The following is a 21,942-nucleotide window of genomic DNA, read 5'->3' on the forward strand; positions in this document are numbered from 1 at the left end:
AATGCCCGGGCACTGTGCCGAATCGCTCAAAGCAGTGAGCGATAAATCTCGGCATAGGATTTTGCCATCGAATCAGAAGAGAACACCGTTTCGAAACGCCGCTGCGCTACCTCTCCCATCGCTGCCGCCACATCCGGTTGATTCCAGAGCGAGGTCATTGCCGCAGCCAGTGCGACAGAATCGCGGGGCGGCACGACCAAACCGGTCTCCCCTGCGATGTTGATGTAAGTGGTGCCAGAACCAATTTCACAGGAAATCATCGGCTTGCCGTACATCGCCGCTTCAAGCAACGAAATACCGAAAGACTCGGATCGCAGGTGTGAAGGGAAAACGAATGCGTAGCACAGCTGCAAAAGAGCAGCCTTGTCTTCGTCAGGTAACCCACCCAGGAAATGCACATTGGACAGGCCCAATTGCTTGGCCTTTGCCTTGAGCTCAGCCTCGAGCCCCCCTCCTCCCAGAATGACGACGGGGAGTTGAGTCGCTTTGGCGGCTTCCAGCAGGTAGTCCAGCCCCTTGTAGTAACGCAACGCACCGACGAACAGGAAAAAACGTTCTCCCAGGCGCTCACGCCACAATGCAAGTTTTTCAGCCGAAGGCGTAGGGTAAGTTTTACGATCCAACCCATAAGGCACGACACGAACCTTGTCCTTGAAACGCGTTAATACCGGACTGCTTTGAGCATAATTGGGCGAAGAAGCAACAATACAATCAACACTGGAAAAGAAACGGTTCATCAAGGGTTGATAAAGCTTGAGAAGCGTTTTTTGCTTGACGATATCCGAGTGATAACTGACGACAGCGGGCTTGTTTATTCGACTGACAAAATGCACCAGGTCCATGTAAGGCCATGGGAAGTGGTAGTGAACAATGTCTGCCTTTTTCGCCAACTCGGCAAAATCCTTGATCGCCGATAGCGAGAAACCGGTGGAGGCGATATGCAAATCGAGTTTGGAGCGATGAGTTAAATGGTGCCCCACCCTTTCATTGCGCGCCGCACCTCGCTCACTGAGATAAAGCACTTCAGATTCAAACCCGTGATGAATCCCGCCCTCGGCAATCTGAAAAATGACTTGCTCAATACCACCCATGGTCTCCGGGTAGTACGTCTTGAAGAAGTGCAGAACCTTGATCATTGTCCCTTGATCACCTTCTGGTAAACCTCAAGCGTTTCCATTGCACAGCGCTCCCATGAAAATCTGGCCGCATGCAGCAAGCCTTGCTCAACGGCACTAGCACGCCACATCTCGTCTTCCAAACCTCGCTGAATGAGCTCGGTCAGCGTTTCCGTGTCCTTGGCATCGCACATCAATGCGGCTTCACCGGCGACTTCCGGTAACGAAGAACTGTTTGAGCAGACCACTGGAACACCTGAGCTCATCGCTTCAAGTACCGGCAATCCAAACCCTTCATAAAGCGATGGAAAGGTAAACAGACGAGCCCCGGAGAATAGCAACGGGAGATCTTCACTGGGCACAAAACCCAGGTAATAAGCCCAGCCTTCGCGTTTTGCACTTTCCAGCCGCTGGTGAATGCTTTCGTTTCGCCATCCATGATAACCGGTCAGCACTAACGGCCAGCGCTTGCGCACATGGAGCGGAAGCCGGGAGTAGGCATCAAGCAGCGTCTCGATGTTTTTGCGAGGCTCGATTGTCCCGACAAACAGGCTATAACCACCCACCTTGAGACCATGATGCGAAAGCGTGCTGGTGAGCTCTTCTGAGTTACGAGGATGAAACTCTGCAGAACTGGCGAGCGGTACCGTATGGATATGCTCGATAGGCCAGGAAAAATAATCAGCCAACTCTCTGCGCGTGTACTCGGAGTCAGTGATCAGCGCATCCGCCCGTACCAACGTGGCTTTAAGCTCTTTCTGCAAATAGCGCACAAGCTGCGGCGCATGGCAGTGAGACCAGGTAAAGGGCGACAAATCGTGGAAGGTTGCAACACTGCGGCCGGCAAAAGGCGGCAGATAGTAGTTAGGGCTATGGTAAAGAAAATCACCATGACCTTTTAAAGCGTGCTTCCTGAGCAACGGCATCAGTAGCCGATAGGCTTCGACCGCCAGGAAGTTTTTCTGCACGGCCCGCTTCAGGCCGTAACCACTGCCTGACGCTTCGGCAGCCGTTGGCAACGCGGGTAAAAACCGGCGACCGGCAAAAAACTGCAGGTCGGTAATTTCCGGACTCTGCTGCAGTCGCAGCGCCAATTCATAGGTGTAACGACCAATACCGGTTAGCGGGAAGCGAACCGGTTCAACAGAGAGAATTAACTTCATTTAATCGGCCGTCAGCATCCAGCTCAGGGTTTCGCCCAAGGATGGGGTTGCCCAGCCAGGCACTAGCGCCAGCAATCTGGAGTTATCTCCGCACAGGGTCGTTACCTCATTGGCACGCACAAAGGCAGGATTTACCTCAACCTCGATATTGTGCCCGGTAAACCCTTTGCACAACTCGATGACCTCACGCAGTGAATGGGTATACCCCGAACTGACATTGATCGTCTGACCAAGCGGCCTTGCTTCAATCAATCCCCGATAAGCAGCCACTAACGCACGAACATCACTGAAGTCGCGCCAGACATCCAGGTTGCCAAGTTCGATCCTCTGCGCCTTGTGGCGGAAATGAGAAACAATTTTTGGCAACAGGAAGTTTTCGGCCTGACCAACACCCGTGTAGTTGAAAGGACGAGTGATGACGATCGGTAGACGGTCGTGCCAGAGGTTGACCATGTACTCCATGGCCAACTTGCTGACAGCATAATCGTTGGCTGGCGCCGGAGGGGTGATCTCCGACAACAAGCCCCCCGAAGCGTTGCCATAGACATTGGCGCTACTGGCAATCAATACGCAATCGGGCGATTTGCCACTGGCTGCGATGGCTTCCAGCAAATTACACGTGCCAATCAGGTTTACCTGATAGAACGCATCCGCTGCGCCATGCCCAACAAACGCCAATGCTGCGAGATGCACCACAACGTCAGGCTGAATCTTTGCCAGCAATGCGCGCAAACCCGGACCATCGGCCAAGTCTACCTGATGATAGTTTTGCTCTTCGGAGGGCTGACTGCCCAATCCGAAAACCTCGTAGCCATGAGCTCGAAGTTCAGCAGTCATGTAACGACCGGTGAAGCCTTGAATACCCGTAATCAGCGCACGTTTGCCAGCATCGATCATCAGAACGAGAATCCTTGTTCATTACGACGCAGGTCAGCATCAACCATCATGCGGCACAGCTCTTCCAGGGTAGTTTTTGGCTCCCAACCGAGAACTTCCTTGGCTTTGGCCGGGTTACCGATCAGCAACTCAACTTCAGTCGGGCGGTAGAATTTCGGGTTGATCGTGACCAGCACCTTGCCGGTTGCTGCATCAGTGCCCTGCTCGTCTTCCGCAGTGCCCGCCCAGGAAATGGTGATACCCACTGCCTTGAATGCCATGGAAACGAAGTCGCGAACAGTTTCGGTGCGATTGGTCGCCAACACGAAAGTATCCGGCTCATCGGCCTGCAGCATGCGCCACATACCTTCCACGTACTCCTTTGCAAAACCCCAATCGCGCTTGGCGTCCAGGTTGCCCAGTTCCATCTTGTCCATCAGACCCAGCTTGATCTTGGCGACGGAGTCGGTGATTTTGCGAGTTACGAACTCACGGCCACGCAGTGGAGACTCGTGGTTGAATAAGATACCGCTGGTAGCGAAAATCCCGTACGACTCACGATAGTTGATGGTCATCCAGTGCGCGTAAAGCTTGGCCACACCATACGGGCTACGCGGGTAGAACGGCGTGCTTTCGATCTGCGGGATAGCTTGCACCTTGCCGAACATCTCGGAGGTAGAGGCCTGATAGAAACGTACCTTCGGGTTAACGATACGAATGGCTTCCAGCAGGTTTACCGCACCGAGACCGGTGATCTCCGCGGTAGTGAGCGGCTGCTCGAACGAAACCCCCACGAAGCTCTGGGCTGCAAGGTTATAGACCTCGGTGGCTCCTGTGGTTTGAAGCAGACGGATGCTGGCCGACAGGTCAGTCAGGTCATACTCAACCAAATGCAGATTAGGGTTGGACTGAATGCCCAATTCCTCGATACGCCAGAAATTGACAGAGCTGGTACGACGGTAAGTACCGTATACGGTGTACCCCTTTTCCAGCAGCAGTTCCGCCAGGTAGGCGCCGTCTTGACCTGTAATACCAGTGACAATTGCTTTCATTCGAGCTTCTTAACTCCATTTTCGACGCCGTTAAGGCATGCCAGACCATTTTCATTCCACGTAGCACGGTGTCCAACAGCACAGCGAGACCACGCGACCCGTCATCATACAGATTAGAATGGCGCCCCTCGACCTCAACATCAAGATGTGTGCCATAAAATATAACGGTAGATCTTTTGCGCCGCCCGGTGTTCGGCCATGACCTGCTCCAAGTCGTCATCGGCCGGCAGCGCGACGAAATAGCGCCTGGCAAGATCCGCCATAGCGTCATCGTTCCCGCAAGACGGCGTCTTTGAGCAATATTCGGATACCCCCTTGGACGGGACCTGCGCGAGCAAACCACCCAGCGCAGCGCAATACAGCACCATCAGGCCAACCGAATAATAATCCAGCTGCTTCTCATTAATCTCCAAGCGGGTGGTCAGGATGTTCGATTTGTGGACGACCAATTCCGACCTGAGCATCTTCTGCTCGCTCCTGCCCCAACAACCCTTGCTTGTCGACGAACCCTAGGGAAACTCTGAAAAAGACTTTCAGATTTGGTGAAATAGCCGCCTGATCCGAACACGACGGTTGAGCCCCGATGAAACAGATGTCCTTCGCCGATGCCGAGTACGCCGGCAAATGTAAGCAGACCCGCCGCGAGCGTTTTCTGATCGAGATGGATCAGGTCGTGCCCTGGAAGGGTCTGATTGCCTTGATCGAGCCGTATTACCCGAAAGGCGAAGGTGGTCGTCCGGCGTCTCCGTTGATGGCGATGTTGCGAGTTCATCTGATGCAGAACTGGTTCGGCTACAGCGATCCAGCGATGGAAGAAGCGCTGTACGAGACCACTATCCTGCGCCAGTTTTCGGGACTGCATCTGGATCGGATTCCCGATGAAACCACGATCCTCAACTTCCGGCGCTTGTTGGAGAAACATGAATTGGCCGGCGGAATTTTGCAGGTCATCAACGGTTATCTGGGCGACCGTGGCCTGATGTTGCGCCACGGTACGGTGGTCGATGCGACGATCATTCATGCGCCGAGTTCGACCAAGAATAAAGATGGCAAACGCGACCCCGAAATGCATCAGACGAAGAAGGGGAACATGTATTTTTTCGGGATGAAAGCGCATATCGGCGTCGATGCCGAGTCGGGTTTGGTGCATAGCCTGGTGGGCACGGCGGCCAATGTGGCGGACGTGACGCAGGTCGATCAGTTGCTGCATGGCGAGGAATCATACGTGTCTGGCGATGCTGGTTACATCGGCGTGGACAAGCGTCCTGAGCATCAGAATCGCAAGATAATCTGGTCGATTGCCGCCCGGCCCAGCAGCTATAAAAAACACGCGAAAAAGAGTTTGATCGGGCGCCTGCGGCGCAAAATCGAATATGCGAAAGCACAAGTGCGGGCGAAGGTTGAGCATCCATTCCGAGTGATCAAGCGTCAGTTTGGCTATACGAAAGTGCGCTTTCGCGGCCTGATGAAAAACACCGCGCAACAGGCCACGCTATTTGCCCTGTCGAACCTGTGGATGATGCGAAAACGACTGCTGGTCGCAGGAGAGGTGCGCCTGTAATGCGGGAAAAGCGCCTTGAAAAGGCGTCGCTCAAGGGTGAAACGATGAGTTAAGAACAGGAAAGGTCTGATTTCTGACCAGCCAGCGCTTTTTGAACCTCTACCAACGAGGGTATCAAAAATCGCTGACTACTTCAGACCTTCCCTAGGGCCAATAGTTCCTTGAGATTAGCAAATTCACCGCTGCTGGACTGATCTAGACCCGCCTTGGTACGGACCCTCGTTACCAGATTGGTGATCTGCTGACTAAGCTGCGCGATACGCTCTTTCTTGACCGCTATCTCCCTAAAACGCGAGCCACGGCGAGCATTGAACACGTGCATTTAGCCCCCGAATGGAAATACCATCGACTAAAAACAAGATTCATCCCTACCTCCCTGATTACCACAGCGAAGAAAATCAATGTAAGGTAAGGTGTGCAAGCTAGATCAAGGGAGGACTGCTGCAGCCTTCTGCGTTACAAACATCTATCACCGAGACACTCCGGCCTCAGGTTCAACGCCCCCAATAACGATTAATTAAACTAAAAACATGACCAACTACATTCCCGAACAAAGAAACCTGATCCCACAGCAATCGAGCGACATTAACCGCCGCCAACTGATAGCACTTGAAACCTTCACAGTTTTCATTTTATCAGCTCTAACCTTCTGGTCCGTTAGACCTCTGGTTGAAGAGTGGGATATGTTCGTAGCCTTCAATAGCCATGGCCTTGGTTTTCTCACTGAATTCCTCCCTTCCACTGCAATGCGCCCTCTACATTTCACGGCATTTGCCCTTCAGTGGATTATTGGTAATGGGCAACCTTTTGGAGTAGCCGCGGCGACCGCCGTCATATTAGTGGCGCGCTACTTGGTCACCCGCTGGGCCGTATCTCCACTTTTGGTCGGGTATGAGCGCTGGGTTATTTCAACACTCGCTGCAGCGCTTGTATTATGGCCAGGCGTCTGGCTTGGACGTTATGGGCCAGCACAACTATCCGCTGTTCTTTTTTTTGCAGCTTTGGGCTTTGCAATCCGGCTAACTCACCGCTGGTCCATCACAATGGCCATCGGCTGCGCTGCCTCCGTACTGCTACTACTGTCGATGTATCAGGGCTTGGTTTTATGCTTGCTCGCGATACCGCTATTCTCATTCATGTGGCGTAACAGTGATAATTCACTGCTGACTAATCTCCAACAAAAAATCTTCAATGCATTACGCCTTTGGATTACGCTTGGAGCAGGATTCGCTTTGTATGGCGCGTATTGCTTATTTATCTCCAGCAAAGTTGGCAGCGGCGGATATGAAGCGGCACTAGCAGGCGACGGCGCTAGGCTTCTCACCATCGTAGGGCTTTTCACCCACATCAAGTCTGCATTTTTCACCACATTCGGTAACGAATCGCTGCTCCTGCCACTATTTTTATCTATTGTTCTGTTTTTGAGTAGAGACTCCATAAGCGATCTACCGACACTAAAATCCAAAATTTCCACCTTCGCACTTGTCAGCTCACCTGTAATCTTATTGCCATTCTTTTCTTTAATCTACGTTAGCGCATTGCATATCAATGATATCGATCGAGTCCTTTACCCTGTTTCAATAGCCTTCGTTCTCGTCTGCCTTACAATTCTGAGCCACTTTAGAAAAAATCAAACAATCAAATCAAGCGCAAGCAATATTTCGTTTGCCGTCATAATCCTATTATTAGCGAGCACTTCGATTGCATTCGGAACAAGGCAATACGGAGAAATCCAAAAAAGTGTTCTAACACAGGCATTGGCTGCATCTGAAAAAAACAAGAGCACGTCGATAGTCATACGAGACACCACTGGAGTGCTCGGAGACGTCTATACTTTATATGTAGGCGCCCTGAGTAGTGCAATGTCTGCTCTTGGAAAGAGCATCAACGGCAATGTATGCACCCCTCTATCGGTTGACCGCATACATCCGGTGGCCCAACGTTTTCCGGTTGTATCGACACCTCGGTGCGAAGAAATGCCTCAGGCACCCATCCCTCCACTCGTCCTAACTGCTCGATGGGACAATGGGAACATCGTTGTTGAATAGCAAGCCCGACCTTTTGTAGTGGTTTAATGAAACCAGGCACCCCAGCCGAGAATGCTCGCCTGATATAGGGGTGCCTGATGACCGAGCAACGTCATTTCCTTTCCGCTGAAGCGCGAGGCTACAGGCCTCGTGCTTTATCGAAACTATCTTCCTATCTAAGCCAGCCGCTCGCCTGGGGATGTCAAGCCTGCTTTGCATCGCCGGCTGACCAATTCCAGCAAGAGATACCCCAATCATCCATGCCCGTGCCACAGGCACTGATATTGGCTCCCACTTTCATTTTGTTGTCGCTCCCGTAGACCTCGTCAAAGAGGTCACTCAAGAGGGCTTGCACTGCCGACCTCGAGCACACGCCCCAACTGGCTGGCAAGTCTCGAAATGGTCAATGCAGGAGAGCCCCCGTTGTGCCGGGACGCAAAAACCGACGCGAATGACGCACAGCGGATCCACTGGAGTGTAGTGGTCTAATGAAATCTATGGTCACCCCCATTTTTGCAATGCTGATTAACGGGTGAAGTGGTTGGCTTGCTTAAATCTATCCGGCGTCTGTATGAGGCATGCCCCGCGCCATGATGAGAGTCGCGCCTGGCAATCCTGAAAACCGGAGCGGCTTCTAAAGCCGTTTCATAAGTCAGGTTCTTCGCCAGGCCGGTGTGTCGTTCACGTCATCCATTTTTCAGCTATCGCAAACCTGAAGGTGCCTCGTGGTACTGCAACAAGAGTAGGGTCAGGACGCCATGGCGTCTGACCCTACTTCAAACATTGTATGGTGAGCAGATATTGCCCAGGCTGCCAATTCCACGCCATCCGGACACTCAGCCCATCAACATCCGGACACTCGTTCCACGCCCATTCGGACAGGCAGTCGGAGCGCAGCGACGCAGGTTTGCATTGTTAGTCTGAAGCCCCTGCCGCCGTCAATTTCGTTGCGCGCCTGCGCATCGATTCGCCCTTCAGTTCGATCCGATAAGCGTTGTGCACCAGCCTGTCGAGGATCGCATCGCCCAAGGTCGGATCGCCGATCAGCCCATGCCATTTGTCCACCGGCATCTGGCTCGTCACCAGCGTCGAACGGTTACCGTAACGGTCGTCCAACAGCTCAAGCATGTCGCGCCGTTGTGCAGCGGTAAACGGCGCCAAGCCCCAGTCGTCGAGGATCAGCAAGTCAGTCTTGGCGTAGCCGGTCATTAATTTGGCGAAGCGGCCGTCGCCGTGGGCCAGACCCAGTTCTTCCATCAGGCGCGGCAGGCGCAGGTAGCGGACGCTGTAGCCATCGCGGCAGGCCTTGTGGGCCAGCGCGCAGGCGAGCCAGGTTTTGCCTACACCGGTCGGGCCGCCGATGATCAGGTTCAAGCCATCGCGCAGCCATTGGCCGCTGCCCAGTTGCAGGATCAAGGCCTTGTCCAGGCCACGCGGGCTGCGGTAGTCGATGTCTTCCAGGCAGGCGTTGTGGCGCAGCCGCGCGGCTTTGAGGCGAGTGGTCAGGCGTGCGTCTTCACGCTCGGTCAGCTCGCGGTCGACCATCAGGCCCAGGCGCTCGTCGAAGCTGAGATCGTTGATGTCGGGCGTTGCGTGTTGCTCGCTGAGCGCCTTGATCATGCCGTGCAGGCGCAGGGTTTGCAGCTTGTCCAGGGTCGGGTTCGGTAGCATTTCGACGCTCCTTTTTCAGGTCAGTGGTAGTAGCCAGGGCCGCGCAGGTTGATGTGCTCGTCGGGCAGCAGCGGCAAGTTTTGCTGGGCCAATGGCAGGCGTTCGAGCCCTTGGCGCAGGATCGATTCCAGGCTTTTGTAACTGCATGCGCCTAGTGCCAGCGCACGCTGGCAAGCGGCTTCCAGCCGTTCTTCGCCGTGCTGTTTGCTCAGGCGCAGGATGCCCAGGCAGGCGCGGAAGCCGTGCTGCGGATGGACTCGGCGTTCGAGGATGTGGGCGATGACGCCGGCCGTATTCGGGCCTGTCTGCTCCGCCCAACGGATCAGTCGTTGCGGTGTCCACTCGGCGTGCTCGCGGTGGCTCTTGGGCATGTGCTCGGTGTGGGTGGTGTGGCGGCCTTTGTGAAGCGAGCGCAGATGGCTGGCCACGCGCTGATTCGCGTGGAAGCACTCGACCGTCTGCGCGGTCAATCGCACTTCGAGTTGGTGTTTCACCAGTTGATACGGCACCGAGTAGTAATGGCCGTCGACCTCGACGTGGTAGTCGATGTGGACGCGTACCTTTTTCCATTCGGCGTAGACGTATGGGTGTTCCGGCAGCGCTTGCAGTGCCGGTTGGTCAAGGGTCTCGAAGGCTGACCGGCGTGAGCCGGGCAGCTTTTTGAAGGGCTTTTGGTTGAGGCGATCCAGCAGCAGGCCGATGGCTGTGTTGAGTTCGCCCAGCGAGAAGAACTGGCGGTTGCGCAGCACCGCCAAGATCCAACGTTCGACCACTTGCACGCCGACTTCGACCTTGGCCTTGTCCTTGGGCTTACGCGAGCGAGCAGGCAATACGGCTACGCCGTAATGCTCGGTCAGATCGCGGTAGCTGGGGTTGATGTCCGGCTCGTAACGATGCGCTTTGGTGACGCCGCTGCGCAGATTGTCGGGTACCAGGATCTGCGATGTGCCGCCGAGAAACGCGAAACAACGGGCGTGTGAGCCCAGCCAGTCGGGCAGTTTCTGCGACCAGGTGGCTTCGGCGAAGGTGTAGCTTGATGCCCCCAGCACGGCGACGAATATCTGCGCCTGCCGGATTTCCCCGGTCTGCCGGTCGATGATCGGGACGGTTTGACCAGCATAATCGACGAACAGCTTTTCGCCGGCGCGGTGCTCTTGACGCATGACCACGTCGATCTTGGCCGCCCAGAGGCGGTAGTGCTCGCAGAACCAGCTGTATTGGAAGCCTTGCGGATGGGCAAGTCGATACTCTTGCCAAAGCAGTGCCAGAGTTACGCCGGGGCGGCGCAACTCAGCGTGCACCCATGCCCAGTCAGGCAACGGACGCTGTTCGCTCGGCACCGGCACTGCCGGCGGAAACAGGCGTCGATTCAACTCCGCATCAGAGATGTCGATCGGCCACTGAAGCCCGCTGGCCGCGAACCGGCAAAGGTAGTCGCCCGCACTCGAATGGCCGATGGATAAGCTGGCGGCGATCTTACGCACGGACAGGCCGGCGTCGAACTTTAGGCGTAGTACCTCTCGGATTTTACGCATGGATAAACGCTCCACGACGACCTCTTAGCTTCGATAAAAGAGGTCGATGGTAGTGAATAGTCCTGCGCTGCTGCCTGCCTGAAAAGTGTCTGGATGGCCGTGGAATCGGTGTCCGGATACTCGTGGAATGAGTGTCCGAATCAGCGTGGAATCAGTGTCCGGATGTTGGTGGAATGGGTGTCCGGATGGTCATGGAATCCGCAGCCCAGGCTATTCGCGCCAGTTTATTGGCCAGAGCGCATGCCACGACATTGGAGTGTCGCCGCTGAAGCAATGAGCGCACCCAATCAGCCAGTGCCCCTTTTTGCCTATCGAGCCTTTGTATATAAACCCTGGCGCACTGTACCAGCAGGCATCTGAGGTTCTTGTCTCCTCGCTTGCTGATCCCCTTCAAGTTAGACCTGCCACCCGTGCTGTACTGTCTGGGAACCAGCCCTATGGATGCGGCGAAGTCACGACTGCATCCGAATTGCTTGCCGTCTCCCATTTCGACAGCCAGCAGGCTGGCGGTGATCGGGCCGACGCCGGGCATACTCATCAAACGACTGCCCAGATCATCGTCAGCCAGTTGGCCAGCCATCTGTTTATCCAGCTGCGTGATTTGCTCATCCAGATAGGCGAAGTGTGCGTGCAACCGCTGCAACAATGTGCTGAGCCGTATCGGCAACTCATGCTCGGCCAGAACGCTAGGCAGACGTTTTATGACCGTCCGGCCCAGAGGCAGGCTGATACCGAATTCCAGCAGGAAGCCATGGAGTTGATTGATCGTTTTGGTGCGGTCACGCACCAGCGACTCACGCATGCGATGCAGTACTGAGAGCGTTTGCTGAGCCTCGGTTTTAGGTGAGACAAATCGCATCGAAGGACGTGAGGCGGCTTCGCAGATCGCCTCGGCGTCAACGAAATCATTTTTGTTACTTTTAACAAAAGGCCGAACAAACTGCGGGGATATCAGTTTGGTTACATGTCCCATGGTAGCCAGTTCGCGGGCAACGAAATGGGAACCAGCGCAGGCTTCCATCACAACAGTACAAGTGGGGCAGTTGCCGAAAAAACGCATCATCTGCACGCGCGAGAGCTTCTTGCGAAACATCTCTCGACCCGATACGTCCTGGCCGTGCAAGTGGAAAGTGTGTTTGCCGAGATCGATACCGACCAGTGCCAATTCGCTCATGATGATGGCCTCCAAAATAAAACACCCTGCGAAAGCGTAGCCCTCGCAGGGTGTGGGGGTGACCATCTCATTACCGGATACCCATTTAGGCGAGAATGCTCGCCAGATCGAGGTGTCAGATGACCAAACAACGCCGTTCCTTTTCTGTTGAATTCAAACGCGAGGCTGCCGACCTCGTGCTCAAGCAAAACTACAGCTACATCGAAGCCAGCCGTTCACTCGGCATTGGTGAGTCGGCACTGCGTCGCTGGGTTGACCAGGTTCAGAAAGAGCGCCAAGGCGTCACCCTTCAGAGCAAGGCGCTGACGCCGGAACAACAAAAGATTCAGGAGCTGGAAGCCCGGATCGCTCGACTTGAGCGAGAAAAATCCATACTAAAAAAGGCTACCGCGCTCTTGATGTCGGAAGATCACGAGCGTACGCGCTGATCAATCAGTTGAGCGTCCATGAGCCAGTCGATTGGCTGTGCAAGGTGTTTGAAGTCACTCGTTCGTGCTACTGCGCCCAGCGCCTTAGGCGCCGCACGCCTGATGTTGAACGGCTTCGGTTGCGCAGCCGGGTGAGCGAGTTGTTCACGCAAAGTCGCAGTGCTGCGGGCAGCCGCAGCATCCTGTCGCTGATGCGTGAAGACGGTGAGCAGCTCGGTCGATTCAAAGTACGCAGCTTGATGCGCGAGCTTGATTTAATCAGTAAACAACCCGGCTCCCATGCCTACAAACGAGCGACAGTAGAAAGACTCGATATCCCGAATACCTTGAACCGTGAGTTTGATGTGCCAGCCACGAATCAAGTCTGGTGCGGCGACATCACCTACATTTGGGCCCAGGGGAAATGGCATTACTTGGCGGTCGTGCTGGATCTTTGCACGCGCCGGGTGGTGGGCTGGGCGTTGTCGGAAAAGCCGGACGCTGAACTGGTGATCAAGGCCCTGGATATGGCCTACGAGCAGCGTGGCAGGCCTTCGGGTCTGCTGTTTCACTCCGATCAGGGGTCGCCCAATACGCAGCCGGCTATTTCGTCAGCGATTGTGGCGTTATCGCATGCGCCAGAGCATGAGTCGCCGAGGAAATTGCTGGGACAACGCGCCAATGGAGCGCGTGTTCCGCAGCTTGAAAACGGAATGGATACCGACCACGGGCTACAGAACGGCTCAAGAAGCCCAGCGCGATATCAGCCACTTCTTGATGCATCGGTACAACTGGGTTCGACCCCATCAATTCAACGGCGGGCTGGCGCCAGCTCGGGCCGAAGAAAAACTCAACGTCGTGTCCGGGATTAGTTGACCACTACAGAGCCTGACGCCTGGGACGAATAGTGGACCAACCGCTGAGGGGCAAACAGACTACGCTGTGAGCAACGGACTGAAAGCCGTAAAGAAAAAACTAGAAAGGGTGACACGACCTTGCCGCCAACCTAAAATGGCCTGTTTTTTATAAACTGGTGTTTTTAATGCGCAATGATTCGGTAAGTATCGCCCTGTCAGACATCATCGCTGCGACAAGGCGATACGCTTTGGTAGGAATGCTTGGCTGGCAAGACGTTCGTCAGCGTTATAGAAGGTCTGCGTTGGGGCCATTCTGGCTGACAATCAGCATGGGGGTGATGATCGGCACCATTGGTGTCGTTTTTGGGCAGATCTTCAATTCGCCCATCCAGGAGTTCTTGCCTTTCCTCGCAGTCGGCATGATCATCTGGAGCTTCATCTCTACCGTCATAATTGAAGGGTGCTCCGGCTTCATTGCTGCCGAAGGCATCATCAAGCAACTGCCGATCCCCTTGTTCACCCACATAATGCGCCTGATCTGGCGAAACATATTGATTCTGGGTCACAACATCGTGATCTTCCCGCTAGTGCTGCTCGCCGTCGGAAAACCGCTGACCTGGATTGCGCTAGTCAGCCTCCCCGGCTTGATCCTCTTACTGATTAATCTGGCATGGATCGCATTGCTACTAGCAGTCTTGTGTGCTCGTTATCGCGATCTTCCCCAGATTATTGCCAGCCTGTTGCAGGTCATTTTCTACCTCACACCGATCATGTGGATGCCAAGCTTGCTGCCGCAGCGTGCAAGTCTTTATCTGCTAGATCTGAACCCGGCCTATCATCTTATTTCCGTGGTACGCTCGCCGCTAATAGGGCAGATGCCAACCGACAGCAACTGGTGGGTTTCGCTCGGCATGGCTGCCGCTGGATGGCTCATCGCACTCGCAGTCTATGGCCGATACAAACGTCGTATCGCCTACTGGCTCTAAGAAGAAATTTTAATGTCCTCTATTGAATTCAAAAATGTCTGCGTGGACTTTCCAATCTACAACGCAAACGGCCGCTCTCTGAAGAAACGATTGATCCAGGTAGCGACTGGCGGACAGTTGGGCTCCGACCAGCAAGGTCGCGTAGTCGTCCGCGCCCTCGAAGACCTGACATTCACATTCAACAAAGGAGATCGTGTCGGTCTGCTCGGGCATAACGGCGCTGGCAAAAGCACCTTGTTACGCTTACTGAGCAGCGTATACGAACCCTCTTCAGGCACCGCTCGAATCAATGGTGAAATAGGTTCGCTCATCGACATCTCCTTGGGCATCGACCCGGAAGCGACGGGCAGGGAAAACATCTTCCTGCGCGGTGGCCTCCTGGGAATGACCAAGGCCGAAATTGCAGAAAAACTCGATGAAATTATCGAGTTCTCGGAACTGGGTGATTTCGTGGACATGCCTTTGCGCACTTACTCCACCGGCATGCACTTGCGTCTGGCCTTCGCCGTATCTACCACCGTCAGGCCAGAAATCCTGTTAATGGATGAATGGCTATCGGTAGGCGACGAAGGCTTTAAGCAAAAGGCCGAGACAAGAATGAATGAGCTAGTAAAGTCGACTAATATTCTGGTCATTGCCAGTCACTCCCGCGAATTGGTCATGCACACCTGCAATCGAGTGCTATGGCTGGAACACGGAAAGATAAAGATGGACGGCGACGCGGAAACGGTCACTGCCGCCTATTTTGGAGCCTAAGCGTAGATGAAGACGATAAAACGCGAAAGCATCGATGTCGGCACCGCACTTTCATCTGCCTCGAAACGGAAGCAAAGCGCCAGCGGTGTTTTGCCGAAAGATGACTATTTGGCGGATCTACCCGTAGAGCCTCAAACTCTCGTTGAGGAGCCTCAGGTCATTGTTGAGGAGCCGCAGGTCGTCATCGAGAAGCCCTTTGCGCACCGTACCAGACTCAAGGCCAGGATTAAACGAACTCTGCGATTTATTGCAAAACAGGTCTATAGGTGCCTGAAGCCGCTGGTCAAGCCAATCGCCTTTCGTACTCGCCAGTACTTTCTCGCTGGCTTTAACGATTTTGCCCAGCAACAACACGCAAGCACTCATGCCCTACTCTCAAAACTTGAAGCATTGGAACACCGGATTGCTTCAATTGCAGCGACCCAGCGATTGACTGCGCAGCAAATAGAACAAATCACCTGCGCTCAGCAAGAAGTGCCTGCTGATCTGCTTCAGCAATTCAAAAGAATTGAAGAATTTACCAGTGCCCAGCTAGGAGCAACTGGGGATCTGCTTAGGCAAATCAATAGAATTGAAGAACTCACCAGTGCTCAGCTGGCATCGCCCGGGGAGCCGCTTCAGCAGATCAATAAAACTGAAGAACTCACCAGCGCTCAACTGGTAGTGCCCGAGGATTTGCTTCAACAAATCAATAGAATTGAAAGTTACACCTGTGCCTCTGCCCGACGTGTCGCCGTGAACTGTGGCACCGATGAAATAATGATCAGGAGCGAAATCGGTTATGTTCTTTGCTCAGCAAGCGATCATGCATTGATCGCGATTCTACTCGAAGCTGGAGAACTGGAACCTGGCACCCGCCTGCTTATCCAAAGGCTGATCAAACCCGGTGATGCCTATATCGACGTTGGTGCAAACATCGGCATGCATATGCTCGCGGCTGCTCAAGCCATGCAGGGGTCCGGCAAGATAATCGGCTTCGAACCCTTTGGGCCGACGAAAGCCCTGATCGATAAAACCATGTGGATCAATGGTTTTTCAGAAATTACTGAAACTCATCAACTGGCGGTGTCGAACATGTCAGGTTCGCAGTCGCTCAATCTAGGTGCGACAAGCGGTCACCACTCCCTATTTAAACTCAACACCCCGGCCTCGCTTGCCAAGCCACCAGTACAAGTTGACTTGACATCTCTGGATGACATCGTAAGTCCAGACCAAGTGATACATCTTCTGAAAATTGATGCAGAAGGCGCGGAGCTAGACGTTATTGAGGGCGCCACGCAGCTACTGAAGAATAACCCGCAAATTAAACTTATCGTAGAGTTAGGCCTATCCCACCTGGAGCGAACGGATCATACCGTTGAAGACTGGCTCGAAACATTCACCAAATTGGGTTTCGAATACCAAATCATCAACCCTAGCTCCGGCGAACTTGAAGCCTACAGCATTGAGAAGCTAAGAGCAGTTGGATCAGTAAACCTGTTTTTCTCTAAGGCCAAAACGGCCGATCTATTGGAAACAAAGCATGAAGACTGAGATCGTTGTTATAGGTGCTGGCGGTCATGCCAAAGTTTGCATTGAGCTGCTCAAGGCACAGGGTGACGTAGTCGCTTTTTGTATTGGCTCCTCTGACAGTTCAGACACCTGCGTAGGGGTACCTGTACTTAAATCCGACGATCACCTGGCGACGCTGCGCAACGAAGGGTATTCGAAAGTGTTCGTCGCCCTTGGCTCGAACTCCCTACGGAGTCGTCTGGCCCAGTTCGCTACCGACCTCGGCTTCGAGTTGGTGAATGCACTCAGTCCGAACGCGGTTATCTCCCCGTCCGCCAAACTAGGTAAAGGCGTGGCGGTAATGGCTGGCGCCGTGATAAACGCGGAATCCTCGATAGGTGACTTGTGCATCATCAACACTGGGGCGACGGTTGACCACGACTGTCAAATCGGACGCGCTGCCCACATTGCCCCACAGTCAGCTCTTGCCGGCAATGTAGAGATCGGTCAAGAAACATTTGTGGGTATCGGCACCAAAATCATCCCGACCATTTGCGTAGGCGAGTTCGTGATGATTGGCGCAGGAAGCGTGGTAATATCCAGTATCAACTCGAAAACCACAGTCGTTGGCGTTCCAGCCAAAGCTATAAATAATATCTGAAGGACGAAGCATGAAACGTATTTCTGTCGCACAACCAAAACTGGCTGGAAACGAACGCAAGTATGTACTGGACTGTCTTGATACCAACTGGATCTCGTCAAACGGTAAATACATCGGTGCGTTTGAAGAGAGTTTTGCCAAATTCTGTGACGTTAAACATGCGATAGCCACGAACAATGGTACCACTGCACTCCATCTCGCATTGGTGGCTCTGGACTTGCAGCCCGGGGACGAAGTCATCATTCCGACCGTTACCTATATCGCTACGGCTAACGCTGTACGTTACTGCGGTGCCACCCCTGTTCTGGTCGACGTCTGCTCCGATACCATGAACATCGACCCGCTGGAAATCGAAAGCAAAATAACCAACAAAACCAAGGGCATTATTCCTGTTCATTTGTATGGTCACCCCGCTCAAATGGATCTGGTTAACGAAATCGCTCACAAACACGGTCTCTGGGTTGTCGAGGACGCTGCAGAAGCACACGGCGCCGAAGTAAATGGCAAGAAAGTCGGCACCATTGGCACATGTGCCACCTTTAGCTTCTTTGGTAACAAGATCGTCACCACTGGTGAGGGTGGGATGGTCACCACCAATGACGATGAGCTAGCCGCAAAGCTTCGCCTCCTGCGTGGCCAAGGTATGGACCCGCAACGTCGCTATTGGTTCCCTGTAGTTGGATACAACTACCGAATGACGAATATTCAGGCCGCTATTGGCTTGGCGCAAATGGAAAACATCGACACCGCGCTGGCAGAGCGTAACCAGCTCGCTGCATGGTACAACGATGCACTTCATGACCTGCAAGACAAGATCGTCCTTCCAACTCAAGCCAGCTGGGCGAAGCAAGTATTCTGGATGTACAACATCTTCTTGCGCGACGGAGACGAGCACAAGCGCGATACCGTGATGAAGATGTTGGACGATATGGGCATCGAAACCCGTCCAGTGTTCTATCCGATGCATGTATTGCCACCTTACAAAGAAGACGGTATCTACCCAACTGCAGATCTTTGGTCCGGCCGTGGCATTAACTTGCCAACACACCAGGATTTGAGTCAGGAAGATATCCTTCGCATTGCGGACAGCTTGAAAAAGGTCCTATCGTAAAAATGAAGATCGCACTATGTTCTACAATGGTGCCATTTGTATTCGGCGGAGGCCGAAACATCGTGGACTGGCTTGCTTCTACATTACAGGAAGCAGGCCATCAGGTTGAAATTGTCTATCTACCAGAGATAGACAATCCCGACACGCTGTTTCAGCAGATGATGGCATTCCGCTGGGTAGATCTTCAGTCCGCCGATCGGATAATTTGCTTCAGACCGCAGTCTCACTTGATTCCGCATCCACATAAAATTTTGTGGTTCATTCATCACGTGCGCATTTTTTACGACCTGTGGGATTCTGAGTATCGCCCCTATCCTGACGACGAAAAGTTTCGCGGCTTTCGCGACGCACTGTTTTCCGTTGATGATCAAGCACTAGGTGAAGCAAAAGCCGTGTTCACCAACTCGCAGGTTGTCTCGGCAAGACTTAAGCGTTACAACGGAGTGGATAGCGAGGTTTTGTACCCGCCGGTTTTTCAACCTGAACGTTTTCATTGCTCAGGGCAAAGCGATGAAATTGTGTATATCTGCCGACTGGAACACCATAAACGCCAACACCTGCTGGTAGAGGCCATGGCGCATACCAAGACGCCGGTAAGATTGAGACTTTTAGGTTCCAGTGGCGGAACTGAATACCCTAATGCAATTGAAGAAACGATCAAGGCGGCCGACCTTTCTGACCGGGTTATTCTGGACAACCGCTGGATTACCGAGGAAGAAAAAGTCGAGCAGTTTGCAAAATGTCTCGCTGCGGCCTATTTACCATTAGACGAAGACTCTTACGGCTATCCTAGCCTGGAAGCCAGTCACTCCTCTAAAGCGATTTTGACCACGACGGATTCAGGCGGAGTTCTGGAGCTGGTACAGGATGGCTTCAATGGTCTTATTGCCGATCCCACGCCAGAATCTCTCGCATCGGCAATGGACAGGCTTTATCTGAATCGGGCGAACACTGAAGCCATGGGCGTCAATGCCAAACAACGCTTGGCTGACTTGAATATTTCCTGGAAACACGTTCTAGAGCGACTTCTGGCATGAAAGTTTTGGTTGTCAACAACATGGCGCCTTTCATCTGGGGCGGCGCTGAGGAACTCGCCGTCAATTTGCAAAAGCATCTGACTCTTGCAGGACACGAGTCCGAGATCTTGCGCATTCCGTTTCAATGGGAGCCTTCGAACAAAATTCCCTCCCAAATGTTGATGGCACGCGCACTTGAACTGACGAATGTAGATCATGTAATCGCACTCAAGTTTCCAGCCTACTTGATTCCGCATCCAAGAAAATCATTGTGGCTTTTGCATCAGTATCGCCAGGCCTACGATCTGTTTGATGCAGGTCAAACAAATCTTCCACCCGGCCAGAGTGGAGACGATATTCGCTCCACTATCCTGAATGCAGATAACGAATGCTTTTCTCAAAGCAGGCATATCTACACCAACTCGGAAGTTACCCGCCAACGCCTTTTGAAATATAACGGCTTTGACTCCACGGTACTGTTGCCACCTGTCAATGATCCAGAATCATTTATCAACGGCACCCACGGCGACTACATTTTCGCTGGAGGTCGAGTCAATGGCATGAAGCGCCAGTTCCTGCTCCTCCAAGCCCTAGCCAAGACCGATAAGCGCGTCAAGTTGATTATTGCCGGGCCACCAGAGTCTCCAGCGGATGCTGAGCAACTGATTGAGATGGCTCAGGCACTGGGTGTAACGGACAGAGTTCGCCTGGATCTACGCTTTTTGCCACGTTCGACCTACGTTGATTACGTAAACGGGGCAATGGCTGTGGCCTATATACCGTTCGATGAAGACTCGCTGGGTTATGTGGCCATGGAGGCCGCTACTGCCTCCAAGGCGCTGATCACCACTACTGACAGCGGCGGAATATTAGGTTTGGTCAAAGACCGTGTTACCGGTTGGGTGGCAGAACCCACCGTTGAAGGCCTGGCCGCCGCCATGAGCGCTGTAGTCGCAAGCAAATCTACAACCGTCGAATATGGGGCTGCTGCACACGAGCTGTGGAATAGTCTGGGCGTCAATTGGAATGAAACCATCGAGGCGCTGCTGAAATGAAGTTTCTAATTTTCACCCCTGCCATTCAAACTTCGGCCATTGGCCGGATGACCAGCGTGGTAACACATGCTCTTGTGTCTCAAAAACACGAAGTCGTCATTGTTCGTACAGAAATGGCCGGCTACTTGACTACCGAAACACATGACTTCGGTTGCAATATTATTTCCTGGCTCGACACTACTGAGGTTGAGGCTAACATAGTACGCGCCGACGCTTGCATTCATCAGATTGGTGACAATTACCAGTTCCATCAAGGCAGCGTAGAGTGGCTAACGCGTCATAGTGGTATTGTTTGCCTGCATGATTTTTTTCTGGGCAATTTGTTTTGGGGCTGGGCTCACAATAACATCGAGCAGGCTCGGGAAGTCCTGAAGACGTACTATTCGAAAGAGGCCTCGGAACGCTTTTTCAACATAAATAGTAGCGAAGAGTTCATTGAGCTTACCAAAGATCAGTGGCCTATGACGGAGTGGATTTGCTCGATGGCATCCGGCACTGTGACTCATAGCAACTGGGGTTGCGATAGAGTATTGAAATCCTGCCCAGGACCTGTGCGGGTAGTGCCCTTGGCCTATAACTCTCCTGGCCTTGCACTAGCTGGAACAAAGCAAAAGCGCATACCATCGACCAAGCTCAAGCTGCTCACAATCGGGCATGTGAACCCCAATAAGAGAGTCGAAAGCTGCATCAAGGCCATAGGCGGAAACCCGACGCTTAGAGAGACAGTGTCTTATCGACTGGTCGGGGCCATTCAGCCTGAAATGAAAGTTAAAATCCTCGAACTCGCGCAAAGTCTTAGCGTAGACGTCGAGGTTTCTGGTGAGGTTGACGCAGACACTTTGGCACACGCCATTATTGATGCGGACCTGGTAAGCTGCTTGCGCTGGCCTAGCCTGGAGGCGGCATCAGCCTCGGCAATCGAAGCTATGCTTTACGGAAAAACCACAGTTGTCACCAATACAGGTTTTTACAGCGAGCTTCCCGAGCAATACGTTCTAAAAATAAACCATGTCAATGAAATTGAAGAGCTTGAAGCAACGCTATTGTCTCTTCATGCAAACCCTGACCTCTTGGAAGTAAAAGGCCAGCAAGCGCAGGAATGGGCAAAATCGACCTTTACGGCTGAAAACTACGCACGTCAATTAGTCGATATGAGCTCCGCCTGCATTAGAACCAGCTCCACCCTGAAGGCGGCATCGTATTACGCTGCCATACTTCATGGTTGGGGTGCTGACACCAGCCTTTTACAAAACAATGAATCACTTGTTCCACTGGCTATCTTTAACCAGTGCTACCAGCACTAATCATTTGCTTTAACTCTAGTTGATCGACGGTATCCGCTCCATGAACCCCACATTCCAAGCCGCCATCTGATGCCCGAAGCTATGCTCCCGACTTCTCTACTTGTGGCACAAAATTGCCAAAATT

General features: G+C 53.2%; 18 protein-coding genes and 1 pseudogene. 11 read left to right on the forward strand and 8 right to left on the reverse strand.

Annotation, left to right across the window (positions count from 1 at the left end):
- Positions 1–26 precede the first annotated feature (26 nt).
- From ACIO0C_RS26210 to ACIO0C_RS26230, 5 genes are all read right to left on the reverse strand, one after another.
- Complete coding sequence (locus tag ACIO0C_RS26210) at positions 27–1,136, reverse strand: glycosyltransferase family 4 protein (protein WP_401316513.1); 1,110 nt, start codon at positions 1,134–1,136, stop codon at positions 27–29.
- Positions 1,133–2,278 carry a glycosyltransferase family 4 protein gene (locus tag ACIO0C_RS26215; RefSeq protein WP_401316515.1) on the reverse strand — a complete coding sequence of 382 codons (1,146 nt, stop codon included), beginning with the start codon at positions 2,276–2,278 and terminating at the stop codon, positions 1,133–1,135. The genes ACIO0C_RS26210 and ACIO0C_RS26215 overlap by 4 nt, the downstream gene beginning before the upstream one ends.
- Complete coding sequence (locus ACIO0C_RS26220) at positions 2,279–3,175, reverse strand: GDP-mannose 4,6-dehydratase (protein ID WP_401316518.1); 897 nt, start codon at positions 3,173–3,175, stop codon at positions 2,279–2,281.
- Complete coding sequence (gene gmd / locus ACIO0C_RS26225; protein WP_401316521.1) at positions 3,175–4,206, reverse strand: GDP-mannose 4,6-dehydratase; 1,032 nt, start codon at positions 4,204–4,206, stop codon at positions 3,175–3,177. The genes ACIO0C_RS26220 and gmd overlap by 1 nt, the downstream gene beginning before the upstream one ends.
- 140 nt (positions 4,207–4,346) lie before the next feature.
- Positions 4,347–4,670 (reverse strand): hypothetical protein, encoded by a 324-nt coding sequence (locus ACIO0C_RS26230; RefSeq protein ID WP_401316523.1) that lies wholly within the window; start codon positions 4,668–4,670, stop codon positions 4,347–4,349.
- A gap of 119 nt (positions 4,671–4,789) precedes the next feature.
- On the opposite strand from ACIO0C_RS26230, the gene ACIO0C_RS26235 reads away from it, so the two are divergent.
- Both ACIO0C_RS26235 and ACIO0C_RS26240 read left to right on the forward strand, forming a co-directional pair.
- Positions 4,790–5,767 (forward strand): IS5 family transposase, encoded by a 978-nt coding sequence (locus tag ACIO0C_RS26235; RefSeq protein WP_401316526.1) that lies wholly within the window; start codon positions 4,790–4,792, stop codon positions 5,765–5,767.
- Between the two features lie 530 nt (positions 5,768–6,297).
- Positions 6,298–7,815 (forward strand): hypothetical protein, encoded by a 1,518-nt coding sequence (locus ACIO0C_RS26240; RefSeq protein ID WP_401316529.1) that lies wholly within the window; start codon positions 6,298–6,300, stop codon positions 7,813–7,815.
- Positions 7,816–8,709: 894 nt separating this feature from the next.
- Here the strand turns inward: ACIO0C_RS26240 and istB are convergent.
- The 3 genes from istB to ACIO0C_RS26255 form a co-directional block, all read right to left on the reverse strand.
- Positions 8,710–9,465 (reverse strand): IS21-like element ISPsy14 family helper ATPase IstB, encoded by a 756-nt coding sequence (gene istB, locus ACIO0C_RS26245; RefSeq protein ID WP_401316532.1) that lies wholly within the window; start codon positions 9,463–9,465, stop codon positions 8,710–8,712.
- A gap of 20 nt (positions 9,466–9,485) precedes the next feature.
- Positions 9,486–11,000, reverse strand: coding sequence for an IS21 family transposase (gene istA, locus ACIO0C_RS26250; RefSeq protein ID WP_401316534.1), 1,515 nt, complete (start codon positions 10,998–11,000; stop codon positions 9,486–9,488).
- 151 nt (positions 11,001–11,151) lie between these two features.
- Positions 11,152–12,174 carry an IS110 family transposase gene (locus tag ACIO0C_RS26255; RefSeq protein WP_401316537.1) on the reverse strand — a complete coding sequence of 341 codons (1,023 nt, stop codon included), beginning with the start codon at positions 12,172–12,174 and terminating at the stop codon, positions 11,152–11,154.
- A 119-nt stretch (positions 12,175–12,293) separates the two neighbouring features.
- Here ACIO0C_RS26255 and ACIO0C_RS26260 point away from each other — a divergent pair.
- The 9 genes and pseudogenes from ACIO0C_RS26260 (at position 12,294) to ACIO0C_RS26300 (ending at position 21,818) form a co-directional block, all read left to right on the forward strand.
- Positions 12,294–13,457 (forward strand): annotated as a pseudogene (locus ACIO0C_RS26260) (IS3 family transposase).
- A gap of 166 nt (positions 13,458–13,623) precedes the next feature.
- The gene (locus ACIO0C_RS26265) at positions 13,624–14,424 is read left to right on the forward strand and encodes an ABC transporter permease (protein WP_401316540.1); all 801 of its coding nucleotides are present in this window, start codon (positions 13,624–13,626) and stop codon (positions 14,422–14,424) included.
- Positions 14,425–14,436: 12 nt separating this feature from the next.
- Positions 14,437–15,180 (forward strand): ABC transporter ATP-binding protein, encoded by a 744-nt coding sequence (locus ACIO0C_RS26270; RefSeq protein WP_401316542.1) that lies wholly within the window; start codon positions 14,437–14,439, stop codon positions 15,178–15,180.
- Between the two features lie 6 nt (positions 15,181–15,186).
- On the forward strand, positions 15,187–16,713 hold the full coding sequence (locus ACIO0C_RS26275; RefSeq protein WP_401316544.1) for an FkbM family methyltransferase: 1,527 nt from the start codon (positions 15,187–15,189) through the stop codon (positions 16,711–16,713).
- The gene (locus ACIO0C_RS26280; protein WP_401316547.1) at positions 16,703–17,332 is read left to right on the forward strand and encodes an acetyltransferase; all 630 of its coding nucleotides are present in this window, start codon (positions 16,703–16,705) and stop codon (positions 17,330–17,332) included. Before ACIO0C_RS26275 ends, ACIO0C_RS26280 begins: the two co-directional genes overlap by 11 nt.
- Positions 17,333–17,342: 10 nt before the next feature.
- Positions 17,343–18,443: a DegT/DnrJ/EryC1/StrS family aminotransferase gene (locus ACIO0C_RS26285; RefSeq protein WP_401316550.1), complete on the forward strand. Its 1,101-nt coding sequence runs from the start codon at positions 17,343–17,345 to the stop codon at positions 18,441–18,443.
- 2 nt (positions 18,444–18,445) lie between these two features.
- Positions 18,446–19,480 (forward strand): glycosyltransferase family 4 protein, encoded by a 1,035-nt coding sequence (locus ACIO0C_RS26290; protein WP_401316552.1) that lies wholly within the window; start codon positions 18,446–18,448, stop codon positions 19,478–19,480.
- On the forward strand, positions 19,477–20,514 hold the full coding sequence (locus ACIO0C_RS26295; protein WP_401316555.1) for a glycosyltransferase family 4 protein: 1,038 nt from the start codon (positions 19,477–19,479) through the stop codon (positions 20,512–20,514). Before ACIO0C_RS26290 ends, ACIO0C_RS26295 begins: the two co-directional genes overlap by 4 nt.
- On the forward strand, positions 20,511–21,818 hold the full coding sequence (locus ACIO0C_RS26300) for a glycosyltransferase (RefSeq protein ID WP_401316556.1): 1,308 nt from the start codon (positions 20,511–20,513) through the stop codon (positions 21,816–21,818). The genes ACIO0C_RS26295 and ACIO0C_RS26300 overlap by 4 nt, the downstream gene beginning before the upstream one ends.
- The last annotated feature ends 124 nt before the right edge of the window (positions 21,819–21,942 follow it).

It is taken from the genome of Pseudomonas sp. NPDC087336, assembly GCF_044744285.1.
GTDB lineage: Bacteria > Pseudomonadota > Gammaproteobacteria > Pseudomonadales > Pseudomonadaceae > Aquipseudomonas.

Coding starts and splice junctions, on each gene's coding strand:
- ACIO0C_RS26215 (WP_401316515.1), bottom strand. CDS start 2,278: ATGAAGTTAATTCTCTCTGTTGAACCGGTTCGCTTCCCGCTAACCGGT.
- istA (WP_401316534.1), bottom strand. CDS start 11,000: ATGCGTAAAATCCGAGAGGTACTACGCCTAAAGTTCGACGCCGGCCTG.
- ACIO0C_RS26275 (WP_401316544.1), top strand. CDS start 15,187: ATGAAGACGATAAAACGCGAAAGCATCGATGTCGGCACCGCACTTTCA.
- ACIO0C_RS26230 (WP_401316523.1), bottom strand. CDS start 4,670: ATGCTCAGGTCGGAATTGGTCGTCCACAAATCGAACATCCTGACCACC.
- ACIO0C_RS26255 (WP_401316537.1), bottom strand. CDS start 12,174: ATGAGCGAATTGGCACTGGTCGGTATCGATCTCGGCAAACACACTTTC.
- ACIO0C_RS26220 (WP_401316518.1), bottom strand. CDS start 3,175: ATGATCGATGCTGGCAAACGTGCGCTGATTACGGGTATTCAAGGCTTC.
- ACIO0C_RS26265 (WP_401316540.1), top strand. CDS start 13,624: ATGCGCAATGATTCGGTAAGTATCGCCCTGTCAGACATCATCGCTGCG.
- ACIO0C_RS26240 (WP_401316529.1), top strand. CDS start 6,298: ATGACCAACTACATTCCCGAACAAAGAAACCTGATCCCACAGCAATCG.
- ACIO0C_RS26285 (WP_401316550.1), top strand. CDS start 17,343: ATGAAACGTATTTCTGTCGCACAACCAAAACTGGCTGGAAACGAACGC.
- istB (WP_401316532.1), bottom strand. CDS start 9,465: ATGCTACCGAACCCGACCCTGGACAAGCTGCAAACCCTGCGCCTGCAC.
- ACIO0C_RS26270 (WP_401316542.1), top strand. CDS start 14,437: ATGTCCTCTATTGAATTCAAAAATGTCTGCGTGGACTTTCCAATCTAC.
- ACIO0C_RS26300 (WP_401316556.1), top strand. CDS start 20,511: ATGAAGTTTCTAATTTTCACCCCTGCCATTCAAACTTCGGCCATTGGC.
- ACIO0C_RS26290 (WP_401316552.1), top strand. CDS start 18,446: ATGAAGATCGCACTATGTTCTACAATGGTGCCATTTGTATTCGGCGGA.
- ACIO0C_RS26295 (WP_401316555.1), top strand. CDS start 19,477: ATGAAAGTTTTGGTTGTCAACAACATGGCGCCTTTCATCTGGGGCGGC.
- ACIO0C_RS26210 (WP_401316513.1), bottom strand. CDS start 1,136: ATGATCAAGGTTCTGCACTTCTTCAAGACGTACTACCCGGAGACCATG.
- gmd (WP_401316521.1), bottom strand. CDS start 4,206: ATGAAAGCAATTGTCACTGGTATTACAGGTCAAGACGGCGCCTACCTG.
- ACIO0C_RS26280 (WP_401316547.1), top strand. CDS start 16,703: ATGAAGACTGAGATCGTTGTTATAGGTGCTGGCGGTCATGCCAAAGTT.
- ACIO0C_RS26235 (WP_401316526.1), top strand. CDS start 4,790: ATGAAACAGATGTCCTTCGCCGATGCCGAGTACGCCGGCAAATGTAAG.